The 17,680-nt window shown below is 36.8% G+C and carries 19 protein-coding genes and 1 pseudogene; 11 read left to right on the plus strand and 9 right to left on the minus strand.

Annotation, left to right across the window (positions count from 1 at the left end):
- The first annotated feature begins 2 nt into the window (after window positions 1-2).
- The 6 genes from PUND_RS07755 (at window position 3) to PUND_RS07780 (ending at window position 4,140) form a co-directional block, all read left to right on the plus strand.
- The gene (locus tag PUND_RS07755; RefSeq protein WP_002963057.1) at window positions 3-491 is read left to right on the plus strand and encodes a YybH family protein; all 489 of its coding nucleotides are present in this window, start codon (window positions 3-5) and stop codon (window positions 489-491) included.
- A gap of 10 nt (window positions 492-501) precedes the next feature.
- Window positions 502-1,020 (plus strand): DUF411 domain-containing protein, encoded by a 519-nt coding sequence (locus tag PUND_RS07760; protein WP_002963058.1) that lies wholly within the window; start codon window positions 502-504, stop codon window positions 1,018-1,020.
- A gap of 133 nt (window positions 1,021-1,153) precedes the next feature.
- Window positions 1,154-1,666: a DUF305 domain-containing protein gene (locus PUND_RS07765; protein ID WP_010388415.1), complete on the plus strand. Its 513-nt coding sequence runs from the start codon at window positions 1,154-1,156 to the stop codon at window positions 1,664-1,666.
- A gap of 28 nt (window positions 1,667-1,694) precedes the next feature.
- Window positions 1,695-2,426 carry a MauE/DoxX family redox-associated membrane protein gene (locus PUND_RS07770; RefSeq protein WP_002963060.1) on the plus strand — a complete coding sequence of 244 codons (732 nt, stop codon included), beginning with the start codon at window positions 1,695-1,697 and terminating at the stop codon, window positions 2,424-2,426.
- A gap of 509 nt (window positions 2,427-2,935) precedes the next feature.
- The gene (locus PUND_RS07775; protein ID WP_010388416.1) at window positions 2,936-3,658 is read left to right on the plus strand and encodes a hypothetical protein; all 723 of its coding nucleotides are present in this window, start codon (window positions 2,936-2,938) and stop codon (window positions 3,656-3,658) included.
- A complete protein-coding gene (locus tag PUND_RS07780; protein WP_010388418.1) occupies window positions 3,658-4,140 on the plus strand; it encodes a hypothetical protein in 483 nt (160 codons plus the stop codon). Before PUND_RS07775 ends, PUND_RS07780 begins: the two co-directional genes overlap by 1 nt.
- An 85-nt stretch (window positions 4,141-4,225) precedes the next feature.
- On the opposite strand, the gene PUND_RS07785 is transcribed toward PUND_RS07780, so the two are convergent.
- The gene (locus PUND_RS07785; RefSeq protein WP_010388419.1) at window positions 4,226-4,849 is read right to left on the minus strand and encodes a tyrosine-type recombinase/integrase; all 624 of its coding nucleotides are present in this window, start codon (window positions 4,847-4,849) and stop codon (window positions 4,226-4,228) included.
- Window positions 4,850-5,072: 223 nt separating this feature from the next.
- Here PUND_RS07785 and PUND_RS07790 point away from each other — a divergent pair, with 223 nt between their 5' ends.
- Entirely contained in the window at window positions 5,073-5,882 is an 810-nt protein-coding gene (locus PUND_RS07790; RefSeq protein WP_002962239.1) for a toll/interleukin-1 receptor domain-containing protein, read from the plus strand.
- Between the two features lie 250 nt (window positions 5,883-6,132).
- On the opposite strand, the gene PUND_RS18445 is transcribed toward PUND_RS07790, so the two are convergent.
- The 3 genes from PUND_RS18445 to cadR all read right to left on the minus strand — a co-directional run bounded on the left by PUND_RS18445 (window position 6,133) and on the right by cadR (window position 7,287).
- Window positions 6,133-6,375 (minus strand): MerC family mercury resistance protein, encoded by a 243-nt coding sequence (locus PUND_RS18445; protein WP_327077832.1) that lies wholly within the window; start codon window positions 6,373-6,375, stop codon window positions 6,133-6,135.
- 102 nt (window positions 6,376-6,477) lie between these two features.
- Entirely contained in the window at window positions 6,478-6,846 is a 369-nt protein-coding gene (locus PUND_RS07795) for a MerR family transcriptional regulator (RefSeq protein ID WP_028834999.1), read from the minus strand.
- Between the two features lie 51 nt (window positions 6,847-6,897).
- Window positions 6,898-7,287: a Cd(II)/Pb(II)-responsive transcriptional regulator gene (gene cadR, locus PUND_RS07800; RefSeq protein WP_002962247.1), complete on the minus strand. Its 390-nt coding sequence runs from the start codon at window positions 7,285-7,287 to the stop codon at window positions 6,898-6,900.
- A gap of 78 nt (window positions 7,288-7,365) precedes the next feature.
- Here cadR and PUND_RS07805 point away from each other — a divergent pair.
- Both PUND_RS07805 and PUND_RS07810 read left to right on the plus strand, forming a co-directional pair.
- Window positions 7,366-8,096: pseudogene (locus PUND_RS07805) on the plus strand (transglutaminase-like domain-containing protein).
- Window positions 8,083-8,970 (plus strand): cation diffusion facilitator family transporter, encoded by an 888-nt coding sequence (locus tag PUND_RS07810; RefSeq protein ID WP_002962252.1) that lies wholly within the window; start codon window positions 8,083-8,085, stop codon window positions 8,968-8,970. Before PUND_RS07805 ends, PUND_RS07810 begins: the two are co-directional and overlap by 14 nt.
- Window positions 8,971-9,054: 84 nt before the next feature.
- Here PUND_RS07810 and PUND_RS07815 read toward each other — a convergent pair whose 3' ends face one another.
- The 5 genes from PUND_RS07815 to PUND_RS07835 form a co-directional block, all read right to left on the minus strand.
- Window positions 9,055-12,183, minus strand: a complete 3,129-nt coding sequence (locus tag PUND_RS07815; protein ID WP_002962253.1) for an efflux RND transporter permease subunit — start codon at window positions 12,181-12,183, stop codon at window positions 9,055-9,057.
- Window positions 12,184-12,193: 10 nt separating this feature from the next.
- The gene (locus PUND_RS07820) at window positions 12,194-13,090 is read right to left on the minus strand and encodes an efflux RND transporter periplasmic adaptor subunit (protein ID WP_002962254.1); all 897 of its coding nucleotides are present in this window, start codon (window positions 13,088-13,090) and stop codon (window positions 12,194-12,196) included.
- Window positions 13,091-13,160: 70 nt separating this feature from the next.
- Complete coding sequence (locus tag PUND_RS07825) at window positions 13,161-14,453, minus strand: TolC family protein (protein WP_002962255.1); 1,293 nt, start codon at window positions 14,451-14,453, stop codon at window positions 13,161-13,163.
- A 73-nt stretch (window positions 14,454-14,526) separates the two neighbouring features.
- Complete coding sequence (locus tag PUND_RS07830; RefSeq protein WP_232007049.1) at window positions 14,527-14,823, minus strand: hypothetical protein; 297 nt, start codon at window positions 14,821-14,823, stop codon at window positions 14,527-14,529.
- A gap of 85 nt (window positions 14,824-14,908) precedes the next feature.
- Window positions 14,909-15,808 (minus strand): cation efflux transmembrane domain-containing protein, encoded by a 900-nt coding sequence (locus tag PUND_RS07835; protein ID WP_002962256.1) that lies wholly within the window; start codon window positions 15,806-15,808, stop codon window positions 14,909-14,911.
- Between the two features lie 156 nt (window positions 15,809-15,964).
- On the opposite strand from PUND_RS07835, the gene PUND_RS07840 reads away from it, so the two are divergent.
- On the plus strand, window positions 15,965-16,324 hold the full coding sequence (locus tag PUND_RS07840) for a hypothetical protein (protein WP_227006932.1): 360 nt from the start codon (window positions 15,965-15,967) through the stop codon (window positions 16,322-16,324).
- 81 nt (window positions 16,325-16,405) lie between these two features.
- Window positions 16,406-17,623, plus strand: a complete 1,218-nt coding sequence (locus PUND_RS07845) for a TolC family protein (RefSeq protein ID WP_010388430.1) — start codon at window positions 16,406-16,408, stop codon at window positions 17,621-17,623.
- The last annotated feature ends 57 nt before the right edge of the window (window positions 17,624-17,680 follow it).

A 17,680-nucleotide genomic window follows, 5' to 3' on the forward strand; every position in this document is an offset into this window, starting at 1 on the left:
GTATGTTAATTAAATCCTCTAATTTAAAAATTTTATTGCTACTAATTTTTAGCGCTGTTAGTTCTTTTGCTGTGAACGCACACACCCATGAAGAGCACACAAAAAAAGGCTGGGTCTTTGTTAATGTTGATAGCGAAGCTGCAAAGGCAGTTAGCTTATTTCATGCATCCCTAAAACAAGGCGATGCCAAAGGTGCCCGTAAATTACTGGCCGACGATGTCGTCATTTTTGAAGGCGGAATTGTTGAGCGTTCTGCAGATGTATACGCGAACCATCATATGATAGCGGATATGAAATTCTTAAGTGCAGTTGATAGTGAACTGCTAGAGCATCAAGTTCACACAAATGGAGACATAGCTTACTCAATTTCAAGAAGTAAAACTCAAGGAAAGTATAAAGGGAAAGATATTAAGTCTACGGGAATGGAATCAATCACATTAAAAAACACCGATAAAGGTTGGAAAATCACTCATATTCACTGGTCTAATTAAGGAGTTAACAATGCGAGTAATCTACATTACCTCAGCGTTTTTTTTATCATTAACTATGTCATTTTCGGCAATGAGTATCGAAAAACAGCATAAAACATCAATAATCTATGAAAATTCAGAAAAACCTGAAATTGAGCTTACCGTTTATAAAAGTAAAAATTGTGGATGTTGTAATAAGTGGATTGCTCATTTGAGTGAAAACAATATTCAAACAAAAGCAATTAACGTTAATGACATGGGGTCGATTAAATCTCAGTATCAAATAAAACCTAATATGCGCTCATGCCATACAGCCGTGTCAGCCGATGGATTTGTATTTGAAGGTCATGTTCCCGTTAAACATATAAAACAGTTTTTATCTGGGCAACACGCTCCGCACATTACAGGCTTAAGTGTACCAGCCATGCCTATTGGCACTCCCGGAATGGAAATGGAGGGTATATTTCACAAATATAATATTGAACTACTCACTGACAACTCAAATGAAGAAACCTACAGATACATAAGTAAATCCAGCGAGCAATTTTAGCCTAACGGCATAATTCTTGAGTTAATTATTAAATACCCATTTTACACAACAGGAAACACTGATTTGTGAGCTTGATAGTGTAAAAATTACTCACATGTAAAAACAAAATACAAAACTTTTAAGGAGCAATACAATGTCACACTATTCAAAATTTTTTTTAATGATAGCAACATCCACAATAACCATGTTTGTATTGATGTATTTGAACACCTACCAACTTAGTCATGTTTATTTTAGTGAAACTCGTACTTATATGGCGCTTTATATGGGAGCCACGATGGCAGTGATAATGCTACTTTTCATGCTCAATATGTATAAAGATAAAAAGAAAAATATAACAGTACTCATTGCTAGTGTTGCCGTATTTGCAGGAAGTTTATTTTTAGTTCGCTCACAAGTGACTGTTGATGATAGCTCATGGATGTCGGCGATGATCCCACATCATTCAATTGCCATACTCACCAGTGACAGGGCAAAAATCAAAGATAAACGCGTTCAAAAGCTTGCTACAAATATAATTGAAGCCCAAGAGCGAGAAATAAAAGAAATGCAATGGCTCCTAAAAGATATAGAGCAAAACGGCATTGCACAAACCAATGCTCAAGCACAATTAAGAGCTGTTCCAGATTTCAATTCAAATAAATAAATAAACCGCATAACATAAGGAGTAAAGCATGAGTAAATCAGCCCAACTTTTTAGAATGGCAACAGATGAGCATATTTGTCCGTTTGGTTTAAAATCAAAAGACCTACTAGAGCGAGAGGGATATACAGTTGATGATCAGCTTTTAACTTCTCGAGAGCAAACAGATGAATTTAAAAAACAACACAGTGTAGAAACTACACCTCAAGCATTTATTGATAATAAACGTATAGGTGGCTACGACGATTTACGTGATTACTTTAATAAGCCACAAGCAGCCCAAGAAGGTACAACTTACACGCCCGTGATTGCGATTTTTTCGGTTAGTTTTTTGCTTAGTGTGGCATTTAGTTTTGCATCGGATAATAGCTTATTATCAATGCAAACCGCTGAACTGTTTGTAGCCCTAACAATGGCAGTGTTAGCAATACAAAAGCTTCAAGACTTATTTAGCTTTACTAATTCATTTATAACCTATGACTTAGTCGCTATGAAAGTAGTCAGGTACGCTTATGTTTACCCATTTTTAGAAGCATTTGTTGGCATTGGAATGATAGCCGGGTTACCAGCCTATATTATTGCCCCTATTTCATTATTCATAGGTGGGGTTGGTGCTGTTTCAGTGATAAAAGCAGTCTATATAGATAAACGAGAGTTAAAATGTGCGTGTGTAGGCGGTGACAGTAACGTACCACTAGGGTTTATCTCTCTAACAGAAAACTTATTTATGATAGCTGCCGGTATTTGGATGTTTGTTAGGTAAATAACAGCTTTAATTTAAAAATATGATGACGAGCTTATTTATAGCACGAACCAGATTCAGTAGTTGAGTCTGGTTCTGCCTGAACTTAAAATGCCATCAATTTGCTCTGGCTTCTCTAAGGTATCTTGAAGTTACAACGAGACTAAAGTTTTTTATCAATTGCATGATTTAAAAAAGCACTAGCCCTCTAATTTTATTAAATAGATCTAATCTAAATTTGATTCCAGAATTCTTTTGGCAATAAATTTTTAATCATCCTAGTGTTTAAGAATTTATAAATTTAATTAATAAATTTTGTGAAATTTTTCTAGTCCGCTTAGAGCGAGAAGCAGACGGTCATCTTTTTATATCAAATGCATTTAAGATTTCCTGACTTGAATTAACTGTTGTATTGTAAATAGTAATTTTGCTTCTGTATAAGGAGCGATATAAGTATCGTGAGATAAGGTTTACTTAGCTACTTTTTGTTAATGTAAATAAGGTAATAATTAATTTTTAAGGTTGAAGTAATGGAATATAACAATCTATCCAAGCTTGTAAAAAAAGTTCTCAAAACAGATCAAAGTGGTAATACAACAATGCCCTCAAGACGCGAAATGACAAGCAAAATTTTTGCGTTTATTATGCTTATTCCTGGAATTACTAGCATTGTGATGACAGTAACAAGCGAAGGAGGGGAAAGTATTTTCTTCGCTATTTCTGCAAGCTTCTTTTTAAGTATATCAATATTGCTTTTTGGTCGAAAGAGCCGCTTAGAGTTTAACGGGACAGAAAAACAGCTTAATTTAAAAACCGCATTATGGGGTTACTTTCAAAGAAGTAAAATTGTTGTACCGTTTGATACACTATCATTTGAATTAAGTAGTATAGGCGCGCAAGGCCCTTATCAAATTAAGTTTGTTGATCAGTTATATGAATTTAAACAGTATACAGATGCTAAGATGTTCATTTCGTTTTTATATACGAAATATAATACTACTGCAGTTGAAACCATATCGGATTGGCCTAATAAAACACCGATAAGGTTTGCTCAAAGTGAATTATATAACTCACCTCAAGTTACTCATGATACTAAAAAAGCTAATTCAAACTCTCACCTGGAAGATGAAGATTTTAATAGTGAAGATCTTGTTTTCATTGAAATATGGGATCGCAAATCGCTAATAAAACTATCCCTGCCATTTTTTGTTTTTACAGCCATTGCCGGCTTAGTTAAATACGGAGTGCTGTAATGTATTTTAAAGAACTATCTAGTGAGCTAGCTATTTATCGACAACCGAGGTTAACTAGATTATTGCTAGTTTTGTTGTGTGGTTTCTTTTTATTTATCGGGCTAATTAATGTGTTTAATTCTGATGAAGCAAAATCATTACCGATATGGGTATCTGGGTTTATATGCTGGCTAGGGTGGAGTGGTTCGTTTGGTGGCTATGTATGTCGTTTTGATCTCGCAAAACAAACCTTGGAATTAAAGTCGAGTAGTTTATATACTATTTTTAAACGTGTTTATAAATTATCAGATATTAAAGGTTTTAAAGCTATACCTAGAAAAGGCTACACACATGACTATAGATTATATGCAGTGTTAACTGATAATACTCATATTGCTTTCGCAAACTACAAAGGACGAGGGTTTGCAGTTAAGGAGTGTATAAAAATGGCTGAATTTGTCAGTAAGCCTTATCAAATCAATATTGATACAGCTTCATTATGATTTTCTTAGAACAAAGTAGCGTGGATTAACATTTTTTTAGAAACCAATGCCAGACGCTTACTTCAGGTCTGGCATTGGTTCAAACTTAAGCATCGATCTGTTCTGATACTTCTAACGCATCATCAACTTCTATTCCCAAGTACCTGACAGTGCTTTCTAGTTTTCTATGGCCAAGTAGAAGCTGACAGGCTCTTAAATTTTTAGTTTTTTTGTAAATTAGTGATGGTTTAGTACGTCTCATAGAATGAGTGCCATATTGAGTCTTATCTAACCCAATTGAAGTGACCCAAGAATCAACTATACGTCCATATTGACGGGTTGAAAGGTGTTCTGAGGAATGAATTCGTGACTTAAACAAGTAATCATAAGAGTTGAGAGTAAATTGCTCTATGAGCGCCACAATTGATTTCCTTGTATTCCCAGTAATTTCAAATTGGACGGGCATACCAGTCTTTTTTTGAACGACTATTGCCCTTGATTGAATTGTTTTACCATGTGCGATGTCGTTAACTTTTAGTGAAACTAAATCACACCCTCTTAGTTTGCTATCTATGGCTAGGTTAAATAGTGCTAGATCTCTTATTTTATGAAAAAGTTCTAGTCGTATTCGGATAGCCCATATTTGCTGTAATTTCAGAGGTAACTTTTGTCCTACAAGCTTATTTTTATTCCAAGGCTCTTTAGGCTGATATATTGTTAACTGGTGCATTAGTTGTACTCCGGTGTTTATGGAGTTTTAAGCTTAGCCCGCTACAAAAGAATTCGGGTATGAGCGATTACCGGCCATTGAGGTTGGTTAAATACAATGGAAAACTGTGATAGTAATATCTAAAGTTATTTGTTAAAACTATATAGATTATAAAGGCGAGCTTTACATCCGCTCAGATGTGCCCTTCGAACACTAAGAAATGTTAAGCATTTAAGGAATAAATTTGAAACATCCCAAATATAAAGGTGTTAACTTTCTAGATGCAGAAATACGAAAACTTGAACAAAATGTAATTACTAGAGAGATAGAGTTCGAGTGGGCAGTAAAAAAATTAAAAAATGCAGATCCTTATGACGATATACATAAATTAAGGAAGGCCTTAAAAAGTAAAGAAAAGTCTGTTATTAAAGCTAGACGACAAGTTAAGTCAAAAATAGCTCAAAAAACCAGAAAGTTAGCTGAGCGAAATAAAGAAAAATTTGGTGGTAAAGTTCAAAAAAGAAAGAATATTGCACTTAATCAATCATTAAATGAAGAATTAAAAATTCAGGGAAACATATTGTCTCAATTAAAAAATATGCCGATCAGTTTTGCTAAGGATTTAACTAAGCAAGATGGTAAAGCAAGCGACTTATTTATTTCACACGCCTCTGAAGATAAAGCTGATTTTGTGAAATCATTAGCAGATGAGCTCATAAAACAGGGAGTTTCAGTTTGGTATGATGAATACGCACTAAGAATTGGTGATAGTTTAAGGAAGTCCATTGATAAAGGCCTTTCTCAATCTAGGTTTGGTTTAATTATTTTATCTAAAAGTTTTTTCGAAAAAAACTGGACACAATATGAACTAAATGGATTAGTCGCAAAAGAGATGGAGGGTGAAAAAGTCATTCTTCCTATTTGGCATAATATTAGTAAAGATGAGATTATGAAGTTGAGTCCTACGCTTGTGGATAAGTTTGCTCTTAATTCAGCAACTAATACGGTATATGAAATTGCAGAAAAAGTTGCAGATGCCGTAAACAACGCGTGAAAGCTAATTAATTAGAAAATCCCTAAGAGAGAATAAGAGCAAATTTTGGCTCATGAATCTCATTATCGAACGTCTGCAACTGGCACTGAGCCGAACTTCGGCAAAGAGCGAAAAGCAGACATTGACCGTTAATCGTTTCAACGACGGCAATTAGCCATACGTTGCATGTTTGCTCCCTTACTGGTTTTACGATATCCAAAACCGACATAACGACCATTAAGCAAATACCAAAGTAAAATAGGTATGTGCTTCAATCATATAGCCAAAGAGGATAAAGCGTTAATAGCACTGCTACAGGCCCTAGAATGCTGAAGACAGCTCTGGTATGGTTTTTATTTTTGTGCCAGTTGTATAAGTTTACCAATAGTTCCAAAGATGCAAAAATAGGTAAAAGCGTATTTACAGCTATTCCTTCGAAGTGAGAGAAGAAGCCTAGTCCTAATGCCGATGCAAGTGACCTTAATGCAGGGAAGCAGGCCGTGCCGCTAGCCAAACGCCACTAGAGCCTACTCTGTCTAATATTTTATTTATCATTTGAAAGTCTATTGGTTGATATTACCATCATTCTAAACTCCGTATATAAGTACGGAGTCAATCATTTTAATGAATCAATTATGGGGCAATGTGTTGGATCTTCGTTTTGCATACAGGTATTTGTCATATCCACAATTACTTTCTCTAAACGTTGAAGGTCATTAATTTTGTCTCGAATGATTGCTAACTTTTGTCGGCTTAATAGCTCAACTTGAGTGCAGTTGCTGTCCATAGACATTAGCGATTTTATTTCTCTTAACGTAAAGCCGAGCGCTTTGGCTTTTGTGATAAACCTAAGTTGTCCTGCTATTGTTTCGTCATATTGTCTATAACCAGATATTGGTTTTTCAGGTTGTGTAATCAGCCCTTCTCGTTCATAAAAACGAATGGTTTCTACATTTAAATTTAATGATTGTGCTAATTTGCCAATGGTTTACATTATTGCCTTTGTGAATACTACTAATCTAAAGTTATATTTAGTTTAGCTATCCAATGATTTGATGATGCCGCACGCTTCAATTGTATTGTCTGAACCACAAGCACTTGCCATCTGTTGTAATTCAGCTTTAAGCGCCCTTAATTCTTTCATACGTTTATTCACTAGTGCAAGTTGCTGATCAATTAATGCATTAACGCTAGAGCAGCTTTCTTCTGGCTTATTTTTTAATTCGATAAGACGTTTAATATCATTGAGTGATATATCTAGGCTGCGACAATGCTTTACGAATTCCAATTGTTTAAGTGCTTTACTATCATACAGCCTGAAATTACCTTCTGAACGGTTTGGATTTAACAGTAATCCTTCTCTTTCATAATATCTAATCGTTTGTATTGAACAGCCCGATTTTTTTGACAATTCGCCTATTTTCATCAATTTCCCCCAGACATTTGACTCTATAGTTACTATAGGATCTATAGTATAGGTATGCAACGAAAGGGATATATAAAAATGACTGAGAAATATTTAAACAATACGAATATCGTTAATTTTGAACACAAAGATATCCAATCCCTGATCGATCAACGAGGGTGGAAAAATTTGGATAATTTCAACAAAATTGGTGCCGCTTATCAGTTTGTAAAAGATGAAATAATGTTTGGCTATAACAAGAGTGATGATATTTCAGCAAGCGATGTGCTAGCAGATGGTTATGGACAATGTAATACTAAGGGTAATCTGTTAATGGCACTATTGCGTGGACTAGGTATCCAGTGTCGTTTCCAAGGTTTTACCATTGATCAGCAACTATAAAAAGGTGCTATCCTAAGCTTGTATTTTGGTTAGCACCTAAATACATCATTCATAGTTGGGTAGAAGTTTACTTTGAAGGGCGTTGGATAAACTTAGAGGGCTTTATATTGGATGAGCAATACTTAAGCTCACTACAGCAGAAATTTAGCCAAGCAAAAGATGAGTTTTGTGGTTATGGTGTTGCAACAAAGTGCTTATCTTCACCCGGTACGGATTGGCGTGGAGAGGATACCTATATTCAAAAAGAAGGTATTCATGACGACTTTGGGCTTTATGATTCACCAGATAAGTTCTATCTCGAAAAAGGTACTAATCTATCAGGTGTAAAACGTTGGTTGTATCAACGAGTGATCCGACATTTGATTAATATGAATGTATCAAAAATAAGAAATAAAAAAGTACTGGAGGTACAAAATGCACAACCATAGTCACAGTCATCAGCATGGTAAAGACGACCGGATTGGTTGGGCATTTTTCCTTAATGTGATATTTACCATTATCGAATTTATAGGTGGTTGGCTCACAAACAGTACGGCGATAATGGCGGATGCCGTTCACGATCTTGGTGATAGTCTTTCAATAGGTTTTGCGTGGATTTTAAGTCGTTTTTCAGATAAAGAAGCATCAGACAAATTCAGCTATGGTTATCGCCGACTTACACTTTTTGGTGCATTGGTAAATAGTATTGTTTTGATTATCGGCTCTATTTGGGTTTTATTTGAAGCAATACCTAAGCTGTCCAATCCTGAAATGCCTGTAGTTGAGGGGATGTTAGGGCTAGCCATACTCGGTGTTGCCGTAAATGGTTATGCGGTATTCAAATTAAAAGCGGGTGAAACACTAAATGAAAAAGTGCTGACATGGCACCTACTTGAAGATGTACTCGGTTGGGTTGCCGTTCTTATAGTCTCTATTGTATTGTTGTTCGTTGAACTGCCGATATTAGATCCTCTATTATCAATAGGGTTTACGCTGTTTATCTTATTTAACGTTTTCAAAAATCTTAAATCAACATTGGTGCTTTTTCTTCAAGCTGCACCCGATAAAGAGACCCAAGAGCGTATTAAGCAGTCATTAATTGAATTTCCTGAAGTAAATGGTATACACCATATGCATTTTTGGTCACTGGATGGTGAAAGTCACGTTTTAACAGCGCACCTTGAGCTGAGTGACAACTTTGACGTTAAAGAATTAATTAAGCTTAAACAAGAGGTTGCAGCTAAATTATCTTCCTATCATTTATCGCATACGACGATAGAGTTTGAGTTTTTAAATGAAAATTGTAGGGATGAAGCAGAGTAAGTTTTATCAATAAAATTTTGGAGCATACAATATAAAAAGCAGCTTAATTAGGCATAACTTAGTAATTAAGCTGCTTTTTTGCTTTTAGATTTCGTCGGATTGCTGTTTGTTACTCTCAGCGCCATGCGCCCATTGATATAAAATAGGCAATACAAACAAAGTTAAAATGGTAGAAGATACAATACCGCCGATAACAACTGTTGCTAGTGGTCGTTGTACTTCTGCACCAATTCCAGTGTTTAACGCCATTGGAATAAAACCTAAACTTGCGACCAGTGCCGTCATTAAAATAGGTCTTAAACGAATGATGGCACCTTCAATGATCGCTACGTATAGGTCGCCTTTTTCATGCCAAAGATCTCGAATAAAAGCCAACATAACCAAGCCATTTAATACTGCGACACCTGACAATGCAATGAAGCCGACACCTGCCGAAATTGATAAGGGCATGTCTCTTAAATAAAGTGAAAATACGCCCCCTGTTAATGCTAAAGGCACGCCACTGAAAATGATTAATGCATCTTTTAATGAACCAAATGCTATAATCAAAATACCTAGGATAACAACCAATGTTATCGGTACAACTAGGCTTAATCGCTTACTTGCTGATTCTAGTTGTTCAAACGTTCCACCATAATCAAGCCAGTATCCTGCTGGAATTTCTCCTTCCTGATTAATTTTAGCTTTAACTTCTTTTACAAAACCGCCTAAATCTCTACCACGAACATTGACGGTAACCACAACTCTTCTTTTTCCGTTCTCTCGGCTAATCTGCGCGGGTAAAGACTCTGATTTAAGCTCTGCAACTTCTTCAATTGGCACATAGTTACCATTCTCAAGTGGAAGCGGCAGATGCTTCAAGCTATCGATATCCGTTCTTATTTGCTCTGGTAGGCGAACAACTAACTCAAACCGTCTGTCACCTTCATAAATGATCCCCGCAGATTCACCGCCAATCGCAGTGGCAACCCAGTCTTGCAATTCGGTAACGTTCAATCCATACCTACCAAGCGCTTCTCGTTTAGGAATTACTGATAAAGATGGAACACCTGTGACCTGTTCTATTCGAGCATCAGCGGCACCATCCACGGTTTTCACAATATTTAGAATATCTTTTGCGGTAAGTAATAACCGATCCAAATCATCACCAAATATTTTGATGCCGACATCAGCTCTAACGCCAGAAATCAATTCATTGAAACGCATTTGAATAGGCTGAGTGAATTCATAGTTGTTGCCTGGAATGTTTTTCAGTACTTTTTCCATTTCTTCAACTAATTCACTTTTTGGTTTTGAAGGTTCGGCCCATTCTTTACGTGGTTTTAAAATAACAAAGATATCAGCAATACTCGGTGGCATTGGGTCGGTTGCTACTTCTGGTGTGCCAATGCGCGAGAATACTTTATCAACTTCAGGAAACGCTTTAATACGTTGCTCAAGTACTTCTTGCATTTCTACTGATTGCTCTAGGCCAGTCGATGGAATTCTTAATGCCTGTAGTGCAATATCACCTTCATTTAATTGAGGAACAAATTCTGTCCCAAGCGTAGTTGCTAACCAAAGGCTATACCCCATTAACAGCGTTGAGAATGAAACAATAATCCAACGAAATTTCATCGCCATTTTTAACAATGGTTCATAAATAGACTTGGTTGAACGAATAACTACACTTTCTTTTTCGCTGATTTTACCTTTCATAAACACAGCTACAGCAGCAGGAACCAGTGTAACTGAAAGGATCATTGCGGAAATTAACGCCATAACGACAGTTGCCGCCATAGGGTGGAACATTTTCCCTTCAACGCCAGTTAGCGTGAAAATGGGGATGTAAACAACAGTGATAATTGCCACACCAAACAAGCTTGGACGTATCACTTCTGAAGTGGCTTCAAAAACGGTATTTAGGCGTTCTCTTAAGTCTTGCCTATGACCGTTGTGTTGGGCCTGTGCTAACCTACGGACAGAGTTTTCAACGATGATTACAGCCCCGTCCACTATCAAGCCAAAGTCCAATGCGCCGAGACTCATTAAATTGGCAGATACTCCTGCTTGCACCATACCTGTGATTGTCATTAACATGGAAATAGGGATAACAGCAGCGGTAATGAGAGCTGCACGTAAATTTCCAAGTAGAATAAATAACACAACAATAACTAAAAGCGCACCTTCAACGAGGTTTTTGGTAACGGTTGCAATCGCTTTATCTACTAACGTTGTTCTGTCGTAAACAGGCTCTGCGGTAATGCCCTTTGGCAGAGATTTTTGTATTTCGCTGAGCTTATGTTCCACTTCTAAAGCAACGGTGCGAGAATTCTCACCAATCAGCATCATGGTTGTACCAAGCACTGTCTCAATGCCATTACGAGTAGCAGCCCCTGTTCTAAGTTCTTTGCCTATAGCAACATTGGCAACATCACTTATTTTTACAGGAATACCATCGTTCTTTTTGATGATGACATTGAGGATTTCATCCATTGTCGCAAGTTGCCCGATGGAGCGCACTAACACTTGTTGTCCGTTTTGCTCAATATAACCCGCGCCACGGTTATCATTATTTTTACGTAATGCATCAGAAACGTCTTCAAAGCTTACCTGATGAAAAAGTAATTTTTCGGGTTTCGGCGTTATATGATACTGCTTGTTATAGCCGCCGATGCTGTTGACCTCAATGACGCCTTTAACTTGAGCCAATTGCGGTTTAATGATCCAGTCTTGTATTTCTCTTAAGGCAATAGCGGTATAAGGCTCTCCATTAGGCATTTTAGCGTCAGGAGAAGCTTGTACGGTATACATAAATATTTCACCAAGCCCTGTGGAAATAGGACCCATCTCTGGCTCTAAGCCAGAGGGAATAACGCCTTTTATCGCAGCTAATCTTGCATTGATTAAGTTGCGTGCGAAATAAATATCGGTTCCCTCTTCAAAGATAACGGTCACCTGGGATAAACCATATCTTGAAAGAGAGCGGGTGTGAGACAGCTTTGGTAGTCCAGCTAATGCGTTTTCTACTGGAAAAGTTACCCTTTGCTCCGCTTCTAAAGGTGAATAACCGGGGGCAGAGGTATTTATTTGTACCTGTACGTTTGTTATATCTGGAACAGCATCAATGGGAAGTTTTTGATAACTCCACATACCAACGCCGATGATTACCATCAGCAAGCTTAATACTAAATAGCGCCTATTTATTGCAAGACGCAAAATTGATTCAATCATATTGCGTCTCCTAATCGTCGTCTTCTACTTCAGATTTCAAGATATCTGCTTTAATCAGATAACTGTTTTTGTTTACATATTCAGCGTCTTTACTGAGGCCATCAATGACCTCGATATAGTTTTTGTCTGAACGACCAAGGACAAGTGGTGCAAACTCGTACTCTTCATTTTCTTTTACAAAGACACCTAATTGTCCACCTAGCTCTTGTATGGCAACTTTCTCGACCGCTAAATCCACCTCAAATTGGTTTATCTTTACGTTGCCTTTTAATAATTGACCTGACGTTAGCTTTAACTCAGTGTTGTTTAATCGTACCCGTGCTAAAACATAAGGCTGATCTTTAGCTGGAATAATATTAGTGATGACTGAACTGAATGCGTGTTCACCTTGCTCAATATCAACATGCTGACCGACTTTGATTTGATTATATTGGCTGGTAAACACCTTAAATTCAGCCCACAAGGTGTCAAATTTGACGATTTCAAACAAGCTAGTGTTTTGCGTGATACCGCCAATATTTCCATTTCGCTGTAAAACAGTCCCAGAAACAGGCGATGTTATTTTATAAGTATTTAAGCTCTCATTAGATTCAATAACGGCTAATAGATCGCCTTTTTTTACCGTATCACCAACAGTGAAGTTTATTGTCTTTATAACGCCGTTATATCTAGCGCTAACTTGAAATAATTGTTCAGCGCCTATCGTCGTAGAGCCGTATACAGGGATAGTTTGGTTCAACGTTTTTGAAGCTAAATAGGCTGTTTCAACACCAACCTTTTTTGCCATGTTATTGTCGATTTTGCTTATGCCTTCTTCGCCTTCATGTTCATCTTCACTAGCGAAAACACTTTGAATGGGTGATAGATACCCAATAAAAATCAATAGTGCGAGTAAATAGTTTTTCATTTTGAATTCCTAAACGATTCAGTTAATCACTGAATCAATAAATTGTTATTAAACTTAAAGTGATGTTTATTTAGAGTGACAGCGCTTCGTTTGTTAGTTTTTCTATCTCTGCGCCATAAATTAGGGCAGCAGATGCCGCGTCAATAAGGGTTCGCCGAGCATTTAACAGCTCTTGTCTAGCCGATACATAATCAAGATATCCATATCGACCTTTTTGATAGGCGTCTTGAGTATCTTCCAGTGCATCTTCAAGCATTGGGATAACCGACTGCTTTAATGAATTAGCTGTTAATATGGCTTGTTTTCTATTGGAGTATGCTCGTAGTAAGTGATTTCTAAATCTTAACTTAGTCGCCTCTTTCTCTATGGCAACTTGGTCACGCTCTGCTAGCGCACTAGCGATTGCGCCAGAATTTCGCTTTTCAGCAAACAAAGGTAAGCTAAAGCCAGCGACCAGTGCCGTATCATTGGCTTCTTGAGAGCGCCTAACACCAACAGACCATTTGATATTGGCCGTTGACTCTGTTTTAGCCAACTGTAACTCGGCCTCTTTTAGTCGCTGCTCACTTGCATAAACTTGAATAGCAGGGTTTTTCTCTAATTTCGCAAAGAGACTACTAAAATCACTATCATTGCCAAACTGAAACAGATCTCCAGTTACTCTAGAGAATGACACTGATGTTTCTCCCCAGTAAGCTGATAAAGAAAGCTTTAGATATTCCAAGCGCTTTTGTTCAGATTGAAGGGTGAGGTTAGCCTGAGCAATAACTGCTTTTGAGCGTTTCACTTCAGCCTCAGGAGTAGCACCTGCGCGGTTACGCTGAGATACAATCTCTAAGGTTTCTTGTGCTAAGCTCAAAGCATTTTCTGCCAATATAACTCTTTGTTGGGCTGCAAGTACTTCCACGTACTTCTCAGTGACTTGAGCCATTAAATTAAGCGCAGAGACTTCTTTTTCAGCAGTGAGTAGTGTTCTTGATTTTGAAACAATTCCAATCCGCGCTGAGCGTTTATCTCCCATTTCGATAACCGAAGATAGAGCGACTGTTAATTCAGCACTGTCGAATGTATTAAATTCACCTGAGCCTGCAAAGTTCTCAGCTTCAAGCTCTAGTTCATAAGCAGGATTTAAACTTGCGATTTGTTCTCGTCCAATTAATGCCGTTTGCTTGAAATCAAATATTTTAAGTTCTGGATTTTGTTTAAGCGTCCACTGAATTGCCTCTTGAAGGTTTAACTGCTTCTCAAAGGCATAAACATTAAATGTAAAAAGTGACAAAGCGAGAAACGCGATATATTTAAGCCGAGGTGTTACACACCTTAAAATTGCTATCTTGCGATGCACACAGGTATTAAGTGCCATGTATACTTTCCTATAAATTTATATGTGATATTTAGGTCATTAACATTTGACCTTTCTTAATTTTCTATAAAATTTAGGCGTATTTAGGTGGGCGGAATGGCACCGAGATATAGCCTTTTAGCTCAGGGGAAACTAAGGCGTAGGTAGGGAAATATTCTATTGCTTGTAAAATATTACAAGAAGAATCTGTATTTAAAAATAACTGACAGCAGCAACAAAAATTACAATTATCAATTAAAGTTTGGCTATTACCCTCCTCAAATAAATTAGAGCTTTCAGGAGCTTTTAGCGGGGTAATAGACTCAGTTAGTGATATATTAAAAGAACTTTCAATTAAGTTTCCTTCAATCTCTTCTTGCGAAAAAAACACAGACTGCACCGCGATTAAAATCATTATCACGTATGATATATATGGTTTAAAATATGACGGGTGCATTCTTTTAACTACTTTCTACTTAAGACTTTAGCTGTAAGATGCGGCGAGCACCGTTTAAAACGACAACAGCAATAATCAAACCAATCACTAAATCTGGATAACGGCTGCTAGTTACTGTAACTAATAAGCCAGCTAAGATTACACCTACGTTTGCGATTACGTCATTTGCGGAAAAAATCCAACTCGCTTTCATATGAGCGCCGTCTTCTTTGTTGCCAAATATTAAAAACAGACAAGCAATGTTAGCGATTAGTGCTATTCCACCAAATATCATCATTAAAGAAGAGATAGGTTCACTACCGTAAATAAAGCGTCTTACGACTTCACTCAAAGCACCTAGCGCTAGAATAATTTGAAGTACACCAGATATATGTGCCGCTCTAAGTTTCATGCTTATGCTTTTACCGACAGCATATATAGCTAAACCATAAACAGCAGCATCAGCAAACATATCTAATGAGTCGGCAATAAGGCCAGCAGATTGCGCAATAATCCCAGCAATTACTTCTATAAAAAACATGACTCCATTAATGGCTAACAACCATTTTAGCGTTGATGCTTCTTTCATCTCATTTTTTTGGGCTAGATCTTTTGCTTTTGCAGCTTCGGTGCTGCAACTTTCTTTAGTTGATGCCAACTCTGCACCGAGATTGAGTTGTTGTAATTTTTTTGTTATCTCATCTAAATTTTCATCATGAAAAACCTTGACTAAACGGCTAGGAATATCAAATTGCAACCCAACTGAAGGCTCAATTGAGTCAAGTGCTAACCTAATCAATCTCTCTTCTGAAGGACAGTCCATTTGAGGTACTTTAAATGTACTGACAAACGCGCCACTATAGTTATCTAATTGTGTATCAATTTTTACATCTTCATTGGTAGAAGATGATTGACACTGACCACTACATTTTTCTGACATATTTAACACTCCGTAATAATATTAAAATAAGTATAAAATCTATAGTGGCTATAGAGTCAAATAAAAAATTATTTAATGTAAAAGCGTGGAAACTGAATTGAAAAGCTAGTTTAAGAAAATAGTTTCTGCTAGTATTTTAAATACTATATTTAACTGGTGATAACTTTGAACCTTAATGTTGTACTAAAAATGCTCTTGGTTATTTCGATTGTTTTACAATCGTTAACTGCTGTAGCATCCTCAACATCTGAGAATCACCAAATAGATATAGAGCACCTTCAAACTCAACATGATCATGCAGATGATCGAAATGTCTCAAATGATAATGTAGGTGATGAGCAGCATAATGAAAAAGATTGTCATCACTGCGGTCATTGCAGTGGCAGCCACTTATCTTGGATTTTAGTCAGTAATTCAAATACCACGGGCAAACTAAACATTATCAATAAAACGCCTTATCAAATTGATCAAACAAATACTTACCTTGAAGCGATACTTCGCCCACCCATTTCTTAATTAGATTGATTTTTAATGACCTATTTGTCCATGAGAAGGATAAAGGGTTCGTGTTTATAAATTAAAAAATTAAGAAGTTTTATGTATATATTTTTAAAAAATACAGGTTTAACCCTGTCTTTATGCATGGCTGTGAGTTTTTCAGTTGCCACTTATGGCAAACAGAAAAGTATTTCATGGCTAGATAGTCAAATAAATAAAGATCCCGAAGTTGTTGCGGCTAAAGAGTTACTTAATGCAAGTAATCATAGAGCCAAAAGCTTAACTCAAGCCGTATATAACCCAGAGCTTGAAGCAAGCTATGAAAAAGAAGGTGATTTTGATAATTACTCTATTGGTATCAGTCAAACGATAGATTTTTGGGATAAGCAATCAACAAATAAAACCATTGGTGAAATTGATGTTTATGCAAACCAGCAACAATTGTTATCTCTACTCGATTCTAAAAAGGCTAATGCCTTAACTGCATTAGTTAATTGGCAAGCAGCAAAAAAAGCTGCTCAGTTACTTTCAGAAAGAGAAGAGCAATTGCAAACGCTCGTTGGAATTGTTGAAGACAAACGAAAAGCTGGACTTCTAGAGCCACTTGACGCTGAGCTAGTCTATTTAAACTTGTCGCAAATTTTTAGTGAAATATCTGAGTCTCAAATTGCTTTGAAAAATGCAGAGGTAAAGGTTCAGGAGTTATTGCCTGATTGGACGCCTAATACTACCAATTTGTTTTCATTTACTTTTGGAGCAACAAGCTACTCATTTAACTCCCAGTGGGTTGAGGAACATCCAAAAGTTAAACTTGCTAGAGCGAAATGGAAGGGACAACAATCTAAAGCTCAACTAACCACTATGGAATCTAAAGCTAATCCAACCATTGGCGTTAGCGCAGGGAAAAGTGGAGATGAAGACTTGGTTGGTGTGACTTTTTCAATGCCTTTAAACATCAGAAATAACTATACAGATAATGTTAAAGCCGCTTATTCAGAAGCCATTGCAGCCGAGGCGAATTTTCAGTCGGTATATCGAAAGCAGTCTTTTGAAGCAAAAGCTAATTATGAATCGCTTAATGTCAGTAGAAAATATTATGAGCAATGGCAAAAACTGACAAAAGGCAGATTAGATAGCAGCGAAAACTTATTAAATAAGCGCTGGCAAGCTGGTGATATTAATACTTCTGACTACTTACTTGCATTAAATCAACGTGCGGAAGGGCTTCATGCAGGAATACGTTTGGAAAATCAATTCAAGCTTGCAGAAATATCCTTCATTTTAAGTATGGGTCAGTTATCCAAATTTGAGATTTGAGCGCTTTGTTTTTTCAGTAGCGAAAAACGAAATCTTAAATTTATTAAAAATATAGGT

The organism is Pseudoalteromonas undina, assembly GCF_000238275.3.
GTDB classification, from domain to species: domain Bacteria; phylum Pseudomonadota; class Gammaproteobacteria; order Enterobacterales; family Alteromonadaceae; genus Pseudoalteromonas; species Pseudoalteromonas undina.

Bases quoted from the DNA above. Each gene is read 5' to 3' on its own strand.
- PUND_RS07760 (WP_002963058.1), top strand. From the start codon at position 502: ATGCGAGTAATCTACATTACCTCAGCGTTTTTTTTATCATTAACTATG.
- PUND_RS07835 (WP_002962256.1), bottom strand. From the start codon at position 15,808: ATGTCAGAAAAATGTAGTGGTCAGTGTCAATCATCTTCTACCAATGAA.
- PUND_RS07820 (WP_002962254.1), bottom strand. From the start codon at position 13,090: ATGAAAAACTATTTACTCGCACTATTGATTTTTATTGGGTATCTATCA.
- PUND_RS07785 (WP_010388419.1), bottom strand. From the start codon at position 4,849: ATGCACCAGTTAACAATATATCAGCCTAAAGAGCCTTGGAATAAAAAT.
- PUND_RS07755 (WP_002963057.1), top strand. From the start codon at position 3: ATGTTAATTAAATCCTCTAATTTAAAAATTTTATTGCTACTAATTTTT.
- PUND_RS07770 (WP_002963060.1), top strand. From the start codon at position 1,695: ATGAGTAAATCAGCCCAACTTTTTAGAATGGCAACAGATGAGCATATT.
- PUND_RS07810 (WP_002962252.1), top strand. From the start codon at position 8,083: ATGCACAACCATAGTCACAGTCATCAGCATGGTAAAGACGACCGGATT.
- PUND_RS07765 (WP_010388415.1), top strand. From the start codon at position 1,154: ATGTCACACTATTCAAAATTTTTTTTAATGATAGCAACATCCACAATA.
- PUND_RS07780 (WP_010388418.1), top strand. From the start codon at position 3,658: ATGTATTTTAAAGAACTATCTAGTGAGCTAGCTATTTATCGACAACCG.
- PUND_RS07775 (WP_010388416.1), top strand. From the start codon at position 2,936: ATGGAATATAACAATCTATCCAAGCTTGTAAAAAAAGTTCTCAAAACA.
- cadR (WP_002962247.1), bottom strand. From the start codon at position 7,287: ATGAAAATAGGCGAATTGTCAAAAAAATCGGGCTGTTCAATACAAACG.
- PUND_RS07815 (WP_002962253.1), bottom strand. From the start codon at position 12,183: ATGATTGAATCAATTTTGCGTCTTGCAATAAATAGGCGCTATTTAGTA.
- PUND_RS07825 (WP_002962255.1), bottom strand. From the start codon at position 14,453: ATGGCACTTAATACCTGTGTGCATCGCAAGATAGCAATTTTAAGGTGT.
- PUND_RS07845 (WP_010388430.1), top strand. From the start codon at position 16,406: ATGTATATATTTTTAAAAAATACAGGTTTAACCCTGTCTTTATGCATG.